The following is a 16739-nucleotide window of genomic DNA, read 5'->3' on the forward strand; positions in this document are numbered from 1 at the left end:
ATTAATCTTCCTTTCCGTACACCTGCTCAACCTTTTCTTTGGTAGGAATTGAAGGTTGCGCACCCATAACTTCAATGGTGATTGATGAAGCTTTTTGACCATAATCAATCGCTTCAAAAATATTTGAAAAATCTGGTTTTAATATGGATGCCATTGCACCAACGAAAGTATCTCCGGCTCCCGTAGTATCTACTACATGGACTTTGTGTGCAGGAACTAATTGGCTGATGGAACCAATTGAACAGTGTACTCCGCGCGAACCTAAAGTAATTAATGTTACTTTTACTCCCTTTTTCTTAAAATACATATCTGTTTCGTGCATTGCATTTTGGTCCTTGACTTTGATGCCTGTAATAAAGGCACTTTCTGTTTCGTTAGGAGTAATAATGTCCGTTAATTCCAGTAGTTCATCACTAATTTTTGCGGCTGGAGCAGGATTTAAGATAGTTATCACGTCATGTTTTTTAGCAATCTTAAAAGCCTCAAGAGTTGCTTTAATTGGCGTTTCAAACTGCGCAATAATGTACTGAGACTTTGCAATCACATCTTCTGCTTTAACTATCTGCTTATGACTAATTAAACTGTTAGCTCCGGCATAAACCAAAATACTGTTTTGCCCATTCTTATCAAGCAAAATTGTAGCCGCACCTGTTTGCTCGTTTTCTTTAACTTCGACGTTAACTAAATCAATGTTTTCCTTGCCCATTGTTTCTAACATGAATTTCCCTGCAGTATCGTTGCCTACTGCGCCGATAAAATGAACAGTAGCACCGCTACGCTGTGCAGCCACTGCTTGATTAGCTCCTTTTCCGCCACCAGCATACGTTTTCTTATTTACTTGGAGCGTTTCACCAGGTAACGGGATATGAGTAATGTGATAAGTAGTATCTAAATTGATACTGCCAAGAACCGAGATATTAATACTCATGTTTTCCCCCTCTCACTAAAAACAAGTATTAAGCTTTATCTGACTTAAGGCTTTAATATACAGAGCCTTACACAAATTTCATTATCCCAGTTAATGCAATCGCTTTCAATAGCAGTTGATAATAAAATTTTATTTTAGTTTTGGTTTAGTTGCCGTTAGAGCACAAAAAAAGCAAGAATATGGGAATATTCTTGCCTTAACAATTACTAACTTTAAAAAGTAATTTTTATTTATCAGTTAAAATTGATTCATAGTCGCCGTACCAATATGCTGCAACTTTATCTTTAATCGGGTCAAAATAATCTGGTTCAACGTTAATGTACTTTCCTGCTTCAGCAAGAATTGGCACAACGTCGGCACGGACGCCAGCCATGTGGTGAATATAAGGACCATAGACATATTTTGCTTCAAAACGGTTTAGATCCTTAAATTCAAACCAAACATAAGTTCCTTGTTCATACGGACCCGCACAAGTTTTAGCATTGCCCAGCAGCATAGAATACTTGCCGTGGTCACCGTCAAAACGAACTAAAGTATAAGTGCCGTCTTTAGCCTGAAAAGCAGCAGAACCGGGATAATCAAATACAAAGTGCGATGGTGGCAAAACCGGACGGTTTTTAGCCGTTTGGAAGGCAAATGTACCCAGATGCTGCAACAATTCGCCGTTTTCGTTTTCAGGGTGGCGGCAGTTGACATCAGCAAATAACGCTCTTTCATCCCCAAGCGTAGCAGATTCTGCCAAGACTTCTGAAATTGCCCCGTTAATATCGGTCTCGCAGGTTACCGGCAGTCCTTCTGTTTGGAGCAAAGCCTCAGAAGCATACGGCAAAATTCCGATTTCACGCTGCAGCTCCGTCCAGCATTGAATAGTGCCACAGTTGCAACCATATTGCTTCATTTTATCTTGCATAGCCAATTTCAAGGCAGCGACTTTAGTAAAATCATCTTCCTTAATTTTAATATCTGCCCATTTTCTAAAAGTATCTTTAGTCTCTGAAATGCGCGGATCGTTTTTCTTAATTAAATCATTCATATATGAAGTAAGCTCACCTAAAGGGATTGGTGAAAGTTGAATACCGAATTTTTCCAATAATTCGCCTTCATTGACAATAACTGACCAGAAATCAAAGGGACGAGGACCTATCTGCAAAACACGGGTATTCCTAAAAGTTTTCACAACATTGCATACCTTCACAAAATCAATTACTCCGCGGCTGAATGACGGATCAGCAATATCGCTATTTCTAATATAGGTAAAAGGAACATTAAAGTGACGCAGAACTTTACCAATAGCAAATAGACCACATTGCGTATCGCGCCTCCTTGAACCGTCGGGAGCCGGTGCCTCGTCTTTTGGTCCCCACAAAAGAACAGGTACGTTGAATTTAGCTGCTAGACGTGCAACTTCATACTCGGTACCAAAATTTTCGTTTGCAATAAACAAACCATCAATAGCCGCCGCTTTAAATTTCTGGGTTATTTTTTCGAGTCCGTCATCATCATAAAGAAGTCCATCATCATTAACTTCTTTAATATCAACGTAGTTAATTCCCAATTCATCTAATTTTTTACGGGTTTTATCTGCAAATTCAATCGCTGCTGTTGCTGAGAAAATGTTTCTTCTAGTTGGTACAAAGCCAATTTTTATTTTTTGTAAACTTTTATTATTAACCATTAAAAAAAGAGCCTCCTAATTTTTTATATTTGTATTCGCTTCCAAAGCAAAATATAAACTAAACTAGAAGACCATTCAATACTGTTTTTACTTAATTAGACTAAACTATTTTTATAATGATTCCCTCTTAACCAATTTGGTTGAGATAAAGCACTTTTGGGGCAGCCAATTGTGGTCAGCAGCTTTGTTTTGTAATTGATTAATTGCTTGGCTGACAATCTGCGTTATCGGGACGTGAATCGTTGTTAATTCAGGCGTAACCATCGTGTCTTCAAAAATATCATCAAAGCCCATGATTGCTATATCTTGGGGCACTCTAATTTTTTCTTTTGTAAATTCTTTGACCAAACGTAGGGCCATATAATCATTTTCACAAAAAAGTACTTCAGGAAAAACTTTGCTCAAATGGATAAATTGCGGCAAGGCTCCTCTAAGTTCAGTAGGATTTAAGCTAAAAATAAATTCCGGCGGAATTTCAATGTTTTTCTCTTTTAGGGCCTGGGTAAAGCCTGCCCGTCTTTGCGCAAAATTGGGAATACTATGGTTAGAAGCAACATAGCCTATTTTCCGATAGCCTTTAGCCAAAATATATTTACCTGCTAAATATGCCCCCTGAAAATTATCAATTGAGATAAAATCGGCATTTACATCTTTAAAATACGTATCAATAAAGATCACATTTTTTAGTTTTTGATTTATTAACTTAACTTGCTTTTTATTCAGATCGGTTGCCAGCACAATTGAAGCCTTAGACTGCAGCAGTGCTGTATTTTCATTCAGATTATCTTGCAAGTGATTGATATCCAGTTGCACAATTTGGACTTGTCCGCCAAAACCGCCAATATTTTGCGTTAAGTTAGATATTAAGGTGTCAAAAAAGGGCAGACTGGCATAGCTCCGATTCATCATTCCAGCTCGATCGCGAATGATGATCAGACTGATACTGGCCAATTTGCGAACCCCGCCTTTTTTATGTTTGCGTAGCGGCTCATAACCTTGATCTTTAATAACCTTAAAAATCTTTTTTCTGGTTTTTTCGCTTACACCCGGCTTGCCATTTAGAGCAAAAGAAACAGCGGCTTTAGAAACGCCCGCTATCTTTGCAATATCACTCATTTTTAGGTTCAAAAAATCATCTCTTTAATAATATTGTTTACTAATATAAGCTAAACTAACTAATCAATATAACTAAACTAGTTATAAGCATGATACTCTATCAGTGTAAGCAATTACAAGTAATTATTTTTGATAATGAGGTGTTTTCATGAATATTCTTGAATTAAAAAAGAAGGCTGTTGCACTAAGAAAAAGAACATGGCAGCTAATCTATAATCACCAAAACGGTCACACCGGTTCTGACTTATCCTGTGCTGATATCTTAGTTGCTTTATACTATGCGGTTATGAACCAAAACGCAGAAAATATTGGTCAAAAAGATGTTGACACGTATATTCAAAGTAAGGGTCATGCTGTTGAAATCTGGTACGAAATTTTAGCTGATAAAGGTTATATAGATCGCGTTGACCTTGAAAAAAGGTACTCTACTTTTAACAGCCCCTATATTGGCCATCCAACTACTGAAGTCAAAGGCATGGAATTTCATACGGGCTCACTGGGTCATGGGCTAGGTTTAGGCGTTGGCGTCGCTCTTGCAGCTAAGATGAAGCAGTCACGCAAACACATTTACGTTTTAATGGGTGACGGTGAACAAGCTGAAGGATCAATTTGGGAAGCCGCAATGGCAGCTGGCAATTATAACTTAGACAATCTCACGGCCATTATTGACCACAATGACCTGCAAATTTCCGGCACTACCGATTCAGTGATGCGCTCAAACCCGCTAAGCACCAAATACCGTGCATTCAACTGGGATGTTTTGGAAGTTAATGGCAATAATATGGGCGATGTGGTTAATATTTTAACTAAGCCAAATGACACCAACAAGCCACGCCTGATTATTGCTAATACGGTCAAGGGCAAAGGTATTTCAGCAGCCGAAAACAGAGCGGATTGGCACCATAAAATTCCTACTGCAACTGAATACCAAGCAGGACTACAGGAATTAGATGCACAAATGGAGGCGTTAAATAATGAATAAGTTGGATGAAAAATTAACTGCAAATGCAGTCATTGCAAAAACGCTAGACGAGGCAACTACTAGCGATCCAGATTTAATAGTGGTCACATGCGATTCTCGGGGATCGGCAGGACTAGTTCCTTTCACTAACGCACATCCCGACAGAACCATAGAAATGGGCATAGCTGAACAAAACGCCGTAACTGTAGCCGCAGGTATGGCTCATGAAGGTAAGCATCCCTATGTCTTTTCTCCAGCTTCATTTCTGGCCATGCGAGCAATTGAACAAGTCAAAGTCGATGTAGCATTTAACCACAATAACGTTAAACTCATTGGTATTTCTGGCGGTAATTCATACACTTGGCTGGGCAATACGCACCATTCACTTAACGATGTGGCAATTACGCGGGCAATTCCTGACCTAGAAGTCTACCAACCATGTGATAAATACCAAATCAAAGCACTATTCAAATATCTGCTTAAGTCAGATAAGCCTGCTTATGTGCGCATTGGTAAACGTAAACTGGACAATGTTTACCACGAAGACTTTCATTTCACTCCCGGCAAGGCCAAAGTAATCCTTCCCGGTAAAGACGTTTGCTTAATCTCTACTGGCGAGACATTATACTTTGCCCTTCAAGCCGCTAAAGAACTGGCTAAGGACGGCATACAAGCTGCAGTGGTTGATCTTGCTTCAATCAAGCCGCTTGATACCAAAATGATTGCCGCCTTAGCACAAAAATTTAATTATTTAGTAACTATAGAAGAACATGACGTTATTAACGGCATCGGTGCCGCCATAGCATGTGAAGTGGCACAGTACGGTCATGCCAAACTTAAAATTTTAGGCTTTCCAGACGAACCGGCAATTCAAGGAACACAAGACGAAGTCTTTCATTATTATGGACTTGACACCGCCGGCATCAAGAAGTCTGTCAAAAGTTTTTTGTCTAAATAGAAGCCGGTAATTTATGCCTGAAGAATATATTTTAACAATTGATCAGAGTACGCAGAGTACAAAAGTTCTTCTTATTGATCAAAATAACCAGATTTTTTGGAAAACCAGCTTGCCTCATAAACAAATAGTCAGCAGGAACGGATGGATTAGCCACGATTTAAGTGAAATCAAGGCCAATTTGAAAAAGCTCTTTGAAGCTGCCCTTATGCAGGTCAAACCTGACCAACTGACAGCCTTAGCAATCACAAATCAACGTGAATCTGCAGCTGCCTGGTCGAAAAAAACAGGTACGCCCCTTTGTAACACCATAGTTTGGCAGGACAATCGTGCTGAAAAACTGATCAAATCTATCTCTTATCCAAAATTAGCAGAAACAGTCAAAACAAAAACTGGCCTGGCGCTCTCGCCCTACTTTACCGGAGCTAAATGGGGCTGGATGCTGCTTCATGAGGCCAAAGTAATTCAAGCCCAGGAAAAAGGCGATCTCTGCTTAGGGACTATGGACAGTTGGTTAATTTACCAACTGACTAATAAAAAGAGTTTTAAAACAGAACCTTCAAATGCCTGCCGGACCCAGTTAATGAACATCCATACAGGAAAATGGGATCAAGAGTTAGGAGCTATTTTTGGTATCGCAATTGAAAGCCTGCCTGAAATCGTTGACTCTAATTCCCACTTTGGTAATACGAATTTATTCGGATTGCTTAACCACTCTATCCCGATCATGAGTGTTCTGGGTGACTCACAAGCTGCGTTATATGCTCATGGCTGTTTTAATGCAGGAGATTTCAAAGTTACCTTTGGGACAGGTTCTTCCGTGATGCTCAATATTGGCAGCAATCTGCCGCGAAGTATTCAAAATAAGCTTAATACTTCGATTGCCTGGTCTTTAAATGGGCAAATTTCCTATGTGCTTGAAGGTAATATTAACTACGCTGGCGCCTGCATTACTTGGCTAAAGGATAACTTAAAGCTGATTAGTTCGCCTAAAGAAACCAGTAATTTAGCATTGGCAGCTAATCGCAACGATCACACCTGTTTAATCCCAGCCTTTGCTGGACTAGGCGCACCCTACTGGCAGCCGGATATGAAAGCGGCTTTTGTCGGAATGACGACTATCACTGGTAAAAACGAACTGGTAAAAGCGACGTTAGATTCATTAGTTTACCAAATTAGCGACACTATTAGTGAACTGAAAAAATTATTTCCGCAAATTAACCGGGAACTTAACGTTGATGGCGGGATGATTCAAAATCAATATTTAATGCAATATTTAAGCGATATTACCCAAATGCAAGTTAAACTTGCTGCTGTTTCAGAATTGAGTGCCATAGGAACAGCTATGAATGCCATGAACCATAATAATAAAATAGCGGCAGTTAAGGTTTATTCACCTAAAATGAAGTTTTCACAAGCACAACTATACCGCAAAGACTGGGAAAATTGGCTTAATATTCTTTCAACAAAGCAAAGCGTATTATAAAAAGAGTGCATTTTTGCTAATTTAATTAAGACAATTACAAATCTTATTATGAAAACGTTAAGATAGTTGGCACACATGCAATGCAATTGTCGTATACTAAAAAGAGATAGGTTCAGTAAATCATTAGTTTAATTAGTAATTCTGAATCAATATTCTTACTCGGAGTTATTTTAACGATGCGCAATGATATCTTTATTTATGTCTATGACGTTATTTTTATACTTCTTTTTATGAGCGTAGTTTGTAACTGCGCCGTTGTTTATAACTTATCAAAAAAGAAGCTCTTTTTACTGTTGAAATGGCTATTTATCTCTTTTATTTTTGAAAGTACTTTTGAAACAGGCTATGAGTTTGTTACCCGCAGCATTATTGCTGTTGGCAGTCGAAAAATAATCTTAAACTACTGGTACTTGCTGGTGGAATTTACCATTACTTTTGGTGAAAATATTATTACTATCTTCTGTCTTAACGAACTAACTAATATGAATAAAAAGTTACCTGTGATCCCAATAGCCAATATTTTGGCGCTAACTTCTTTAATCCTAGAAGTAATTTTTCTTACTACCCTCAATCCAGCCGATTGGTATATTGCAGGTAAAAGCACTAATCAAATCTGTCAGTTCATTATTTTGCTGCTTTTTTGTCTGCCCTGGAAAAAACTGCTCCAGAACCAGCAAATATTTTATATTTGTTCGTTTATCGCGCTGGGATTGTCTTTAATTGAAATTGGTGCCTTTTCAAAATGGCAAAGACTTATCGATGTTAAATTTCCGTTTTACGAAAATCACGTCAACTTAATTGAAGACGGTTATTACTTTATTTTAGCTATTGTTATTTTATTTATTACAAAACACGAACATGAAGAATACACCCACAGGCAAGTGGAAAATTTGGTGCAACAACGGCTTAGTGAATATACTGTGCAAAAATATGAAAACAAAGATTTATCTTTTCAAAAAGCAGAAGTTCACGAATTCTGTGATCATTATGGCTTGACCAAAAGAGAAGTTGATGTCTTACTGTTAGTTTTGCAAGGTGAAAGCAACCAAGCAATCGCAGATAAACTTTATATTACCGTTGGAACTGTTAAGGCTCACGTCCATAATATCTTAAATAAAATGGAAGTTTCCCGCAGAAGCCAACTGATTAATAAATTTTTGAATTACCATTAGATAATCATTTTGCTTTGTAACGCCGCTATAGCGGCTAAATCCAGGTTCATTTTGAAATATGAGCCTGGATTTTTTAATGCCCGTTAAGCTTAAGCTCATAGTCCTTGTAGCCTAAAGATATAGAGAAATATATCTTTAGGTTAATGTGAAAATGGTGTTTTTGCGGATAATGAATTGTAGCGCATGTGTTATTAGTCACATGGGTAAATTTAGTGAAAGAGATGGGAATTATGGAAGCAGATTATGTTTTAACAGGAAAAATTTTTACTGCTGCTCAAAAGCATAAATATGTTGAGGCAGTTGCTGTTAAAGACGGTAAATTTGTTTATGTAGGCTCTAAAGACGGAGCGAAATCTTATATTGGTCCTAAGACCGAATATATTGTTAATAACAACGGACTATTTATCCCGGGAATGACAGATAGCCATATGCACTTTTCATCTGGTGCAACTGAAGGAATGTATAAGATTCAGTTAGCTGGTGGTAAAAGTGTAGATGATTACACGAAGATTATCAAAAAATACGTTGCTGAACATCCAGATCGTGATTATTACATGGGTACTGGCTGGGAAAATGCTATTATTGCCGAAAGACCCGACAAATCATGGATTGATGCTGCATGCAGCGATAAGCCGGTATTATTGCAATCAGTTGACGGACACTCTTACATTGTTAATAGTAAAGCCCTTGAAAATGCCGGTATCGGCAAAGGCTATGTTTCCAAAGAAAAAGGTGAGTTCGTTCTTGATCCTAAGACCAAAGAGCCCACAGGCTTAGTTCGCGAATGGGCAATGGGCGATATTTTAAAGACAGTTCCGGATTATACGGTTGAAGAAATTAAAAAAGCCGTTTTATGGCTGCAAGATCGCTTATTATCAATGGGGTTGACTTCAATCTACGAGCCAATTTTGCGTGATGAAACAAGGGCACAACAGGCTCTGGAAGAATTGGATATCGAAGGAAAATTAAAGTTAAAGGTCGTATCAGGCTTCCACATTAGACCTGAGCATGATAGTCCCGACAAATTAGACGATTTTGCTGCTATTCGCGATGCTTACCATGGTAAACATTATAAATGCAACAACCTGAAGTTTGTCGTTGATGGCGTGGTTGAATCAGCCACAGCTTACTTCTTTGACGACTATGTTCATAAACCGGGATACCGGGGTAACTTCAACTGCACACAAGAGCAATTAAACAACATGATGCGGCGGGCTAAAGAGAAAGGCTTCCAAGTTCACTGCCACGTTATTGGAGATGCCGCAATTGATGCAGCTTTGACTGGAATTGAGTATGCACAAGCCAAAAAGCCTAAAAAAGATTGGCGCCCAACTTTAACTCACCTGCAGGTCATTCGTGAAAGTGACATTGCCAGAATGGCTAAAGACAAAGTCATTGCTGCCTGTGATCCAGCTTGGTTCTTCAAGGACCCAATTTACTTTGACGCTTTGGAAGTTAAGTATTTGGGCTTAGAAAGAGCCTCACGTGAATACAAGTTAAAGTCATTTTGGGATCAAGGCGTTTTGGTATCTGCCGCAACTGATTTTCCAGTGACCAATCCTGATCCAATGGAAACAATCGAAGTTGGCGTTACCAGATGTGCTCCCGGCGATAAGAGTGAAAAGACTGTCTTGGACCCAACTGAAAGAGTCAGTGTCGAACAAATGCTCACCAGTTACACGATTAATGGTGCTTTCCAAAACTTCCGTGAAAAAGAAACTGGTTCAATCGAAGTTGGTAAAGCCGCTGATATGGTCCTACTTGATCAAGACTTATTTACAATTAATCCACATGACATCCACAATACTAAGCCAATCTTCACGATGATTGACGGTAAAATGGTTTACTCGAGAGGTAAGAAGTAGCATGGCAGAAGAAAAAACTAACCGATTAGCACGCGATTTTACCTTTTTCGCCCTTTTCATGTTTGGTGTACCCTCCATTTTGCTGCAATTATGGACAGGTATTTATCAAATCTTTGATACGGCCATCGCGACAAATTTCAATAGTACGGCTACTCTATCTGCCATCAATATTATTTACCCCGTGCAGGCGGTAATTGAAGCCATATCATTTTTGATTTCCGGCGGTTCTACTGCCGTATTAGGCAAAATGATGGGTGAAAAACGTGATAAAGAAGCCAACCAGCTATTTACTTTTATGCTTATTAGCTCAGTTTTAATTACTTTGGTTTGGGTAATTATCGTTACTTTAATGGGCAATAATGTCTGGCTCATGCTTGGAGCTGATGCCAAACTGGCTCCTGTATGCGCAACTTATTGGTCAGTACATAAGTACTTTATGATTGTTTATTGTATTCAGCTCGACTTCCAGATGTGGCTATTGGTAGCTGGTAAACCGACTTATTGTATGGTTATCACAATTGCCGGTGGTTTGGTCACTTTAGCAGCCGACTTTCTTTACCAGGCTGTTTGGCACATGGGCACAGCCGGTGCAGCACTTGGCTTTAACACTGGTGTAGCTTTCTCAGCCATCTTGTCATTGGTTGCCGTTATTTCTCACAAAAATTCATTGCACTACGCAGCGCCAAAGGCAACTCCCGGTGAAATTTGGGAATGTTTCAAATTAGGTTTGGCTGACTTTGTCTACAGTGCCGCTACCGCTGTTATGACTGCCGTCTACAATATTCAGGCAATGAAATTTTACGGCGAAAAAGGCGTAGCTGTTGCCGCCATTTACCTCTACGCACAGTTCTTATTCTTAGCACCATTCTTAGGTTATGGCAAAGGCGTTGGTCCTATTTTCAGTTATCTGATTGGTGAAAAGAATTACGTCAAAATTAAAGATATTTTCAAAAAGTACGTCAAAGCCTGCCTCGTTTTATTAATCGTATTCGGAGTTGGCTCATGGTTTATGGCTTATCCGGTGCTGCGCATTTACGTATCACCTAACTCACCAGAATTTATCTTGGGTAAGCAAAAATGGCTGCTCTTTGCGACATGCTTTGTTTTTGTGGGTATAAATATTTGTATTCAGGACATGTTAACAGCATTCAATGATACAATGATGCCTTTAGTTATCTCAATTAGCCGGTCATTAGTAATGCCAATTCTTTGTTTAATTGTCTTACCAATGATCTTTGGCGGTAATGGTATTTGGATCGCTTTAACAGTTGCTGAAGCATTTACTGCAATTATATCCGTCTTCTTCTTATTTAAGGCACGTACGAAATATCATTACATGTAAAAATTATTTGTCCAATTTAAGCTTCAAATAAAAAAGTCGCACATAATGTGCGGCTTTTTTGCTTGGTCTAAAACTTTACTGGCTATTTTTGCTATTCCAAATACATGCGCTGCAGTTGGGCTAGGTCTTCAGCACTAAAACCCAGAACTTTGGTAAAAAAGGTGGGGAACCCGCCCCAACCGCCGCGAACAGTTTCTGTAATACCGCGAATGGCAATACCTTCTCCTTTAGTGACATTCATCTTAGAAACCATTTGGGTAATTTCATCATTACTTGGCAGTTGTCTTGAAACAGCAAAATCATAAAGTTCGTTAGTTAATAAATAATCGCGGGCAATCGTATCATCATCAATACCCAGAGCCATTAAAATCAATGCCGAAACCATACCGGTTCTATCCTTTCCGGCACTACAGTGATAAACTAAAGCCTCATCTGCCGGCAATTCCAGTAGTTCCGCAAAAACGCGTGCAAACATTTCCTGACTATGTGAACTTAATAAAGTTTGCTGGTATATACGCCCAATAAAGTTATTTTGCATATTGGGAATATGATGCAAAAAGCGGTAGACCCGATTATCCTGTCTGTCACTGATGCCGTCAGAATATATTGGTAAATCAACGTATTCCACCTCAGGCCAGGGATTATCAGGCGAGGAAGATTTTTCATATTCAGAGCGCAAATCACAATCGACAGTGACCCGCAACTTGGCTAATTTAACCTGATCTTTTGCCGTTAGCGAACTAAGCGAATCCGAACGATAAATTTTATTCCATTTAACTGTTTTGCCAGCCGCATTTTGATAGCCGCCAACATCCCGAAAATTCATTGGGCCGTCTAATGCAACTATGCGATCGTGTGCCAATCTTCTTACCTCCCTATGTTTTTATTTGTCATGCGCAAATAGTTGAGTAGCTTTAACTGCTTTCTTCCAGCCATGATAGAGATTTTCTCTTTCACTCTGTGACATTTGCGGAGCAAAGGTTTTACCTACAACAAAAATATCCTTTAATTCCTCAACGTTTTGCCAATAACCAACAGCTAGTCCAGCTAAGAAAGCTGCACCCATTGAGGTTGTTTCCAATACTTGAGCACGTTCTATTTTGATTCCTAAAATATCAGATTGAAATTGCAACAGATAATCGTTATTTGATGCGCCACCGTCAACGCGTAAAGCAGGAATTGTAATGCCCGAATCTTCTTGCATTGTGTCAACTACATCACGTGTTTGATAGGCCAGCGATTGCAACGTTGCCTTGATAAAATCGTAGTTGTTTGTTCCCCGTGTGATGCCAAAAACGGCGCCACGTGCTTCCGAATCCCAGTATGGCGCGCCCAAGCCGGTAAATGCCGGAACAACATAAACCTCGTTTTCAGACTTTGACTGCTTGGCCGCTTTTTCTGAATCTGCAGCTGTCTTGATCATTTTCATGGAGTCACGCAGCCACTGGATCGCACTGCCGGAAACAAAAATAGAGCCCTCTAAAGCATAAGAAATTTCACCATTTAGACCATAAGCAATAGTTGTCAACAGATTATTATCCGATTCTGTCGGTTCATTTCCCGTGTTCATCACAATAAATGAACCAGTGCCATAAGTATTCTTTACCATACCCTTCTTCAAGGCCAGCTGACCAAATAAGGCTGCCTGCTGATCTCCGGCAATGCCAGCTATCGGCACTTTGCCCCCGAAAAAAGTATAGGACTTAGTATAACCGTATACTTCAGAATTAGACTTTACTTCCGGTAACATTGCTTGAGGGATATTGAGCAGCTTTAAGATGTCATCATCCCATTTTAGATCATGAATATTAAAAAGCATGGTTCTGGAAGCATTAGTATAATCGGTCACATGGACTTCGCCATTGGTCAAATTCCATAAGAGCCAACTATCAATGGTGCCAAAAAGCAATTCACCTTTTTCAGCCCTTTCTTGTGCTCCTGCAACATGATCTAAAAGCCAGCGAATTTTGGTTGCACTAAAGTACGGATCAATAATCAGCCCTGTTTTCTGATGGATCAGGTCACTAAAACCGTCATTTTTTAATTTTTCAGCCAACGCGGTAGTTTGACGCGACTGCCAAACAATTGCGTTATAAATAGGCTTACCGGTTTTTTTATCCCAAATAACTGTGGTTTCACGCTGGTTAGTAATACCAATTGCCGCTATCTGCTCTGGTCGCACACCAGAATTAATCATGGCATTAGCAATAGTGCTTTGTACTGCATGCCAAATTTCTTCGGCGTTGTGCTCTACCCAACCGGGCTGGGGAAAATACTGGGGGAATTCTTTTTGTGAAGACGCTATTTTTTGACCTTGATGATCAATGATCATTGCTCTGGTTGAAGTAGTCCCTTCATCAATTGCCATAATATATTTTTTTACCATACGTATCCTCTCCAAAAGAAAGCGATTTAAGTTAATTTTACTACCCAGCAGTGCTTTTACAAGAAATAATTATAACATTATAGTTATTTTAAGTTATACTGGTTACATAGAGCTTTTATTAAAATGAGGATACATAATAATGAGAAAAGAAATTATTGCTTTAACAATTGCCGGCAACGATAGCGATGGCAGCGCTGGTATGACTGCTGACCTGCATTCATTTTATGCCCGCCAAGTATACGGTATGGGCCTTTTAACAGCTGCTGTAGCTGGAAACACTACTGGAATTTATGCTCAAGAAGTCATGCCTATTTCTTTTATTCAAAAGCAATTTGACGTTTTAAATGATGATTTTAAAATTAGTGCGCTTAAAACCGGTATGCTGGCTAACAAGGAAGTCATTGCCTGTGTTGCTGCTAATCTGCGCAAATATGATATGGGTAAAATCGTGCTTGATCCGGTGATAATGACCAAACATGGTGACACTCTGCTTGATGACGATGCCTATAATGCCTTTCTCGAGCAGTTAATGCCGCTTGCCGACATTATCACACCTAACTTTTACGAGCAGCAAAAACTGACTGGTTTAAATTTGAATAGCAAAGATGAAATTTATGCAGGCGCTAAAAAGCTGCACAATATGGGTGCCAAAAATGTATTGATGAAAGGCCGCCACGACAACTCCAGCCAGACGCAAGTAACTGACATATTACTTACGGCAGACGGCAAATTCCATGAATTTTCCAAGCCTTTTATCAATACAGACAGAATTAACGGCACTGGTGATACCCTTTCTGCCGTGATTGCTGCTGAATTAGCCAAGGGGCAGACCATTATTGACAGTGTGCAAACTGCTAAGGACTTCACGTACGAAGCTATCGCCCATCCCATTGAAGTTGGCTCAAAATATGGACCAATCAATCATTTTGCAGCGCAGCAAAATCTTAAATAACTATTCTTTGCCCACTTCTAGCTATTAAGATATACTTTAAACAAGATAATAGAGGTTGGTGCATGATGACGAATAAAACAATCAAAGTTGCATACTTATACGAAGACCTGATGAATACTTATGGTGATTCAGGCGATGTTAAAATTATTAGTTTTTTACTTAAAAAGCAAAACTATCACACGCAAGTTGATAACATTTCTCTTGGCGCCAAGTTTAATGCTTTTGACTATGACTTTATCTTTTTTGGCGGCGGACAAGATTTTGAACAGACAGTTGTTGCCAAAGATTTACCGCGTCATAAGGAAACATTAACCAAGTATATTAATGAAGGCAAACCTATGTTAGGTGTCTGTGGCGGCTATCAGCTCGTAGGAACTTATTACAAAACTAATGCTGGCGTCACAATTAAAGGGTTAGATATTCTACCATTTCATACTGTCTTTAAAGCAGACAAACGCATGATTGGCGATACACGCTATATGAGTGAATGGGGTGAAGTCAAAGCCTTTGAAAATCATTCAGGACAAACCTATTTTGATGACAAAGACAAGCTGCATCCTCTTGGCGAAATGATTGAAGGCTATGGCAACAATCCCCAAGACCACGTTGAAGGTTTGCGTTACCGCAATTTTATTGGAACATATTCTCATGGCCCAATATTAAAAAACTTAAATGTTGCGAATGCCATAGTCAAAATGATTTTAGAATGGCATAATGAGCGGGTAAATGCCCAATAACAAATAGCTATCCGCAAACTATTTAAAATCAAATATTTAATATGTAAGTATTGGACTTGTATAGACCAATACTTTTATTATGTATTTAGAAATGCGGATTATTTTTTAACTAACTTAATTTTTATATTTAAATCATGAATGTAATAACAATTTTATTATTCTAACAGTTTTAAAAGAGGTCATAAAAGTGGCAACAGTTAAAGATGTGGCAACATTAGCTGGTGTATCAATAGGCTCGGTTTCAAATTATCTCAACGGTAAACAGCAAAAGAAAGTCACAGCTCAACGCATAAAACAGGCTATGAAAGAATTAGATTACCATCAAAATATTATAGCCAGCGGTTTAAAGAAAAACAAAACCATGTCAATCGGAATTGTCATTAATCAATTAACCGATTATTTTTCCATGTCAATCGTTTCTGCGATTGAAACTTATGTGGAACAATTTGGCTACAGCATCATTGTCTGTGATTATCATGATGACAAAAAACGCCTTGAACAAAAAATTGATTTTTTAATTAACAGGTCAATAGATGCCCTAGTCGTTTTTCACCAAGATAAAGTGACGCCGATGCTCAATAAGATTAGCAAAACGAACATCCCCATTGTCGCAATTGACGCCCCGATTAAAGGGCTTAAATCAGATGCGGTAGTAGTTAATAATTATGAATCTTCAAAGACGGGCATTAATTATCTAATTAAAAAGGGTTACCGCAATATCGGCATCATTACAGGTTCGGTGGATAATTATATTACCCAAAAAAGGCAGCAAGGCTATGAAGACGCCTTATTGCAAAATAATATACCCCTGCGTAAAAAGTACATTTGGTCTGGCGATTATACCATCAAATCTGGTTATGACGGATTTAATTATCTCAGCAATCAAAATAAAGATTTAGATGCAGTATTTGTTATTAATTATTATATGTCTTTAGGTGCGATCAAAGCTTATTACCAAAAATGGTGTAATAAAAGAGTTAAGTTTTTAGTATACGATCACTTTTTTATTAATGATATTTTTTATCCCGGTATCAGCTCAATTGAACAACCTCTAGATCAAATTGGCAATACTGCTGGCAGGCTATTAATTAACAGATTGACTAAGTCAAACCAAACTAATTATCAAACAATCTATTGCAATAATATTTTTCACAAAATGTAGGA

14 protein-coding genes are annotated in these 16739 nt (G+C 38.7%); 9 read left to right on the plus strand and 5 right to left on the minus strand.

Annotated features, from left to right (window positions below):
* Window position 1 precedes the first annotated feature (1 nt).
* The 3 genes from rbsK to H3T47_RS01410 all read right to left on the minus strand — a co-directional run bounded on the left by rbsK (window position 2) and on the right by H3T47_RS01410 (window position 3731).
* Complete coding sequence (rbsK, locus tag H3T47_RS01400; RefSeq protein ID WP_199282299.1) at window positions 2–928, minus strand: ribokinase; 927 nt, start codon at window positions 926–928, stop codon at window positions 2–4.
* Window positions 929–1154: 226 nt separating this feature from the next.
* Window positions 1155–2603 carry an L-fucose/L-arabinose isomerase family protein gene (locus tag H3T47_RS01405; protein WP_199282300.1) on the minus strand — a complete coding sequence of 483 codons (1449 nt, stop codon included), beginning with the start codon at window positions 2601–2603 and terminating at the stop codon, window positions 1155–1157.
* 111 nt (window positions 2604–2714) lie between these two features.
* Window positions 2715–3731, minus strand: a complete 1017-nt coding sequence (locus tag H3T47_RS01410) for a LacI family DNA-binding transcriptional regulator (RefSeq protein WP_038524550.1) — start codon at window positions 3729–3731, stop codon at window positions 2715–2717.
* Window positions 3732–3867: 136 nt separating this feature from the next.
* On the opposite strand from H3T47_RS01410, the gene H3T47_RS01415 reads away from it, so the two are divergent.
* The 6 genes from H3T47_RS01415 (at window position 3868) to H3T47_RS01440 (ending at window position 11500) form a co-directional block, all read left to right on the plus strand.
* On the plus strand, window positions 3868–4701 hold the full coding sequence (locus tag H3T47_RS01415; RefSeq protein ID WP_199282301.1) for a transketolase: 834 nt from the start codon (window positions 3868–3870) through the stop codon (window positions 4699–4701).
* Entirely contained in the window at window positions 4694–5638 is a 945-nt protein-coding gene (locus tag H3T47_RS01420) for a transketolase family protein (RefSeq protein ID WP_199282302.1), read from the plus strand. Before H3T47_RS01415 ends, H3T47_RS01420 begins: the two co-directional genes overlap by 8 nt.
* Window positions 5639–5651: 13 nt before the next feature.
* A complete protein-coding gene (locus H3T47_RS01425) occupies window positions 5652–7121 on the plus strand; it encodes a glycerol kinase (protein WP_199282303.1) in 1470 nt (489 codons plus the stop codon).
* A gap of 176 nt (window positions 7122–7297) precedes the next feature.
* Complete coding sequence (locus H3T47_RS01430) at window positions 7298–8293, plus strand: response regulator transcription factor (protein ID WP_199282304.1); 996 nt, start codon at window positions 7298–7300, stop codon at window positions 8291–8293.
* Between the two features lie 230 nt (window positions 8294–8523).
* On the plus strand, window positions 8524–10158 hold the full coding sequence (locus H3T47_RS01435; protein ID WP_052727790.1) for an amidohydrolase: 1635 nt from the start codon (window positions 8524–8526) through the stop codon (window positions 10156–10158).
* Window position 10159: 1 nt separating this feature from the next.
* Complete coding sequence (locus tag H3T47_RS01440) at window positions 10160–11500, plus strand: MATE family efflux transporter (RefSeq protein ID WP_187159579.1); 1341 nt, start codon at window positions 10160–10162, stop codon at window positions 11498–11500.
* Window positions 11501–11591: 91 nt separating this feature from the next.
* Here H3T47_RS01440 and H3T47_RS01445 read toward each other — a convergent pair whose 3' ends face one another.
* Both H3T47_RS01445 and glpK read right to left on the minus strand, forming a co-directional pair.
* Window positions 11592–12362, minus strand: a complete 771-nt coding sequence (locus H3T47_RS01445) for a tyrosine-protein phosphatase (protein ID WP_038524568.1) — start codon at window positions 12360–12362, stop codon at window positions 11592–11594.
* Window positions 12363–12383: 21 nt separating this feature from the next.
* On the minus strand, window positions 12384–13886 hold the full coding sequence (gene glpK / locus H3T47_RS01450; RefSeq protein ID WP_199282305.1) for a glycerol kinase GlpK: 1503 nt from the start codon (window positions 13884–13886) through the stop codon (window positions 12384–12386).
* A 139-nt stretch (window positions 13887–14025) separates the two neighbouring features.
* Here glpK and thiD point away from each other — a divergent pair, with 139 nt between their 5' ends.
* From thiD to H3T47_RS01465, 3 genes are all read left to right on the plus strand, one after another.
* Window positions 14026–14838 carry a bifunctional hydroxymethylpyrimidine kinase/phosphomethylpyrimidine kinase gene (thiD, locus tag H3T47_RS01455; protein ID WP_233335807.1) on the plus strand — a complete coding sequence of 271 codons (813 nt, stop codon included), beginning with the start codon at window positions 14026–14028 and terminating at the stop codon, window positions 14836–14838.
* Window positions 14839–14903: 65 nt separating this feature from the next.
* Window positions 14904–15575 carry a type 1 glutamine amidotransferase gene (locus tag H3T47_RS01460; protein ID WP_187159677.1) on the plus strand — a complete coding sequence of 224 codons (672 nt, stop codon included), beginning with the start codon at window positions 14904–14906 and terminating at the stop codon, window positions 15573–15575.
* Between the two features lie 187 nt (window positions 15576–15762).
* Window positions 15763–16737, plus strand: a complete 975-nt coding sequence (locus H3T47_RS01465) for a LacI family DNA-binding transcriptional regulator (protein WP_199282306.1) — start codon at window positions 15763–15765, stop codon at window positions 16735–16737.
* Window positions 16738–16739: the final 2 nt, after the last annotated feature.

Source organism: Lactobacillus sp. W8093, from assembly GCF_016100925.1.
In the GTDB taxonomy this organism is placed as follows: Bacteria; Bacillota; Bacilli; order Lactobacillales; family Lactobacillaceae; genus Lactobacillus; species Lactobacillus helsingborgensis.

Coding starts and splice junctions, on each gene's coding strand:
- H3T47_RS01430 (WP_199282304.1), top strand. CDS start 7,298: ATGCGCAATGATATCTTTATTTATGTCTATGACGTTATTTTTATACTT.
- rbsK (WP_199282299.1), bottom strand. CDS start 928: ATGAGTATTAATATCTCGGTTCTTGGCAGTATCAATTTAGATACTACT.
- H3T47_RS01440 (WP_187159579.1), top strand. CDS start 10,160: ATGGCAGAAGAAAAAACTAACCGATTAGCACGCGATTTTACCTTTTTC.
- H3T47_RS01460 (WP_187159677.1), top strand. CDS start 14,904: ATGACGAATAAAACAATCAAAGTTGCATACTTATACGAAGACCTGATG.
- H3T47_RS01425 (WP_199282303.1), top strand. CDS start 5,652: ATGCCTGAAGAATATATTTTAACAATTGATCAGAGTACGCAGAGTACA.
- glpK (WP_199282305.1), bottom strand. CDS start 13,886: ATGGTAAAAAAATATATTATGGCAATTGATGAAGGGACTACTTCAACC.
- H3T47_RS01420 (WP_199282302.1), top strand. CDS start 4,694: ATGAATAAGTTGGATGAAAAATTAACTGCAAATGCAGTCATTGCAAAA.
- H3T47_RS01415 (WP_199282301.1), top strand. CDS start 3,868: ATGAATATTCTTGAATTAAAAAAGAAGGCTGTTGCACTAAGAAAAAGA.
- H3T47_RS01435 (WP_052727790.1), top strand. CDS start 8,524: ATGGAAGCAGATTATGTTTTAACAGGAAAAATTTTTACTGCTGCTCAA.
- thiD (WP_233335807.1), top strand. CDS start 14,026: ATGAGAAAAGAAATTATTGCTTTAACAATTGCCGGCAACGATAGCGAT.
- H3T47_RS01405 (WP_199282300.1), bottom strand. CDS start 2,603: ATGGTTAATAATAAAAGTTTACAAAAAATAAAAATTGGCTTTGTACCA.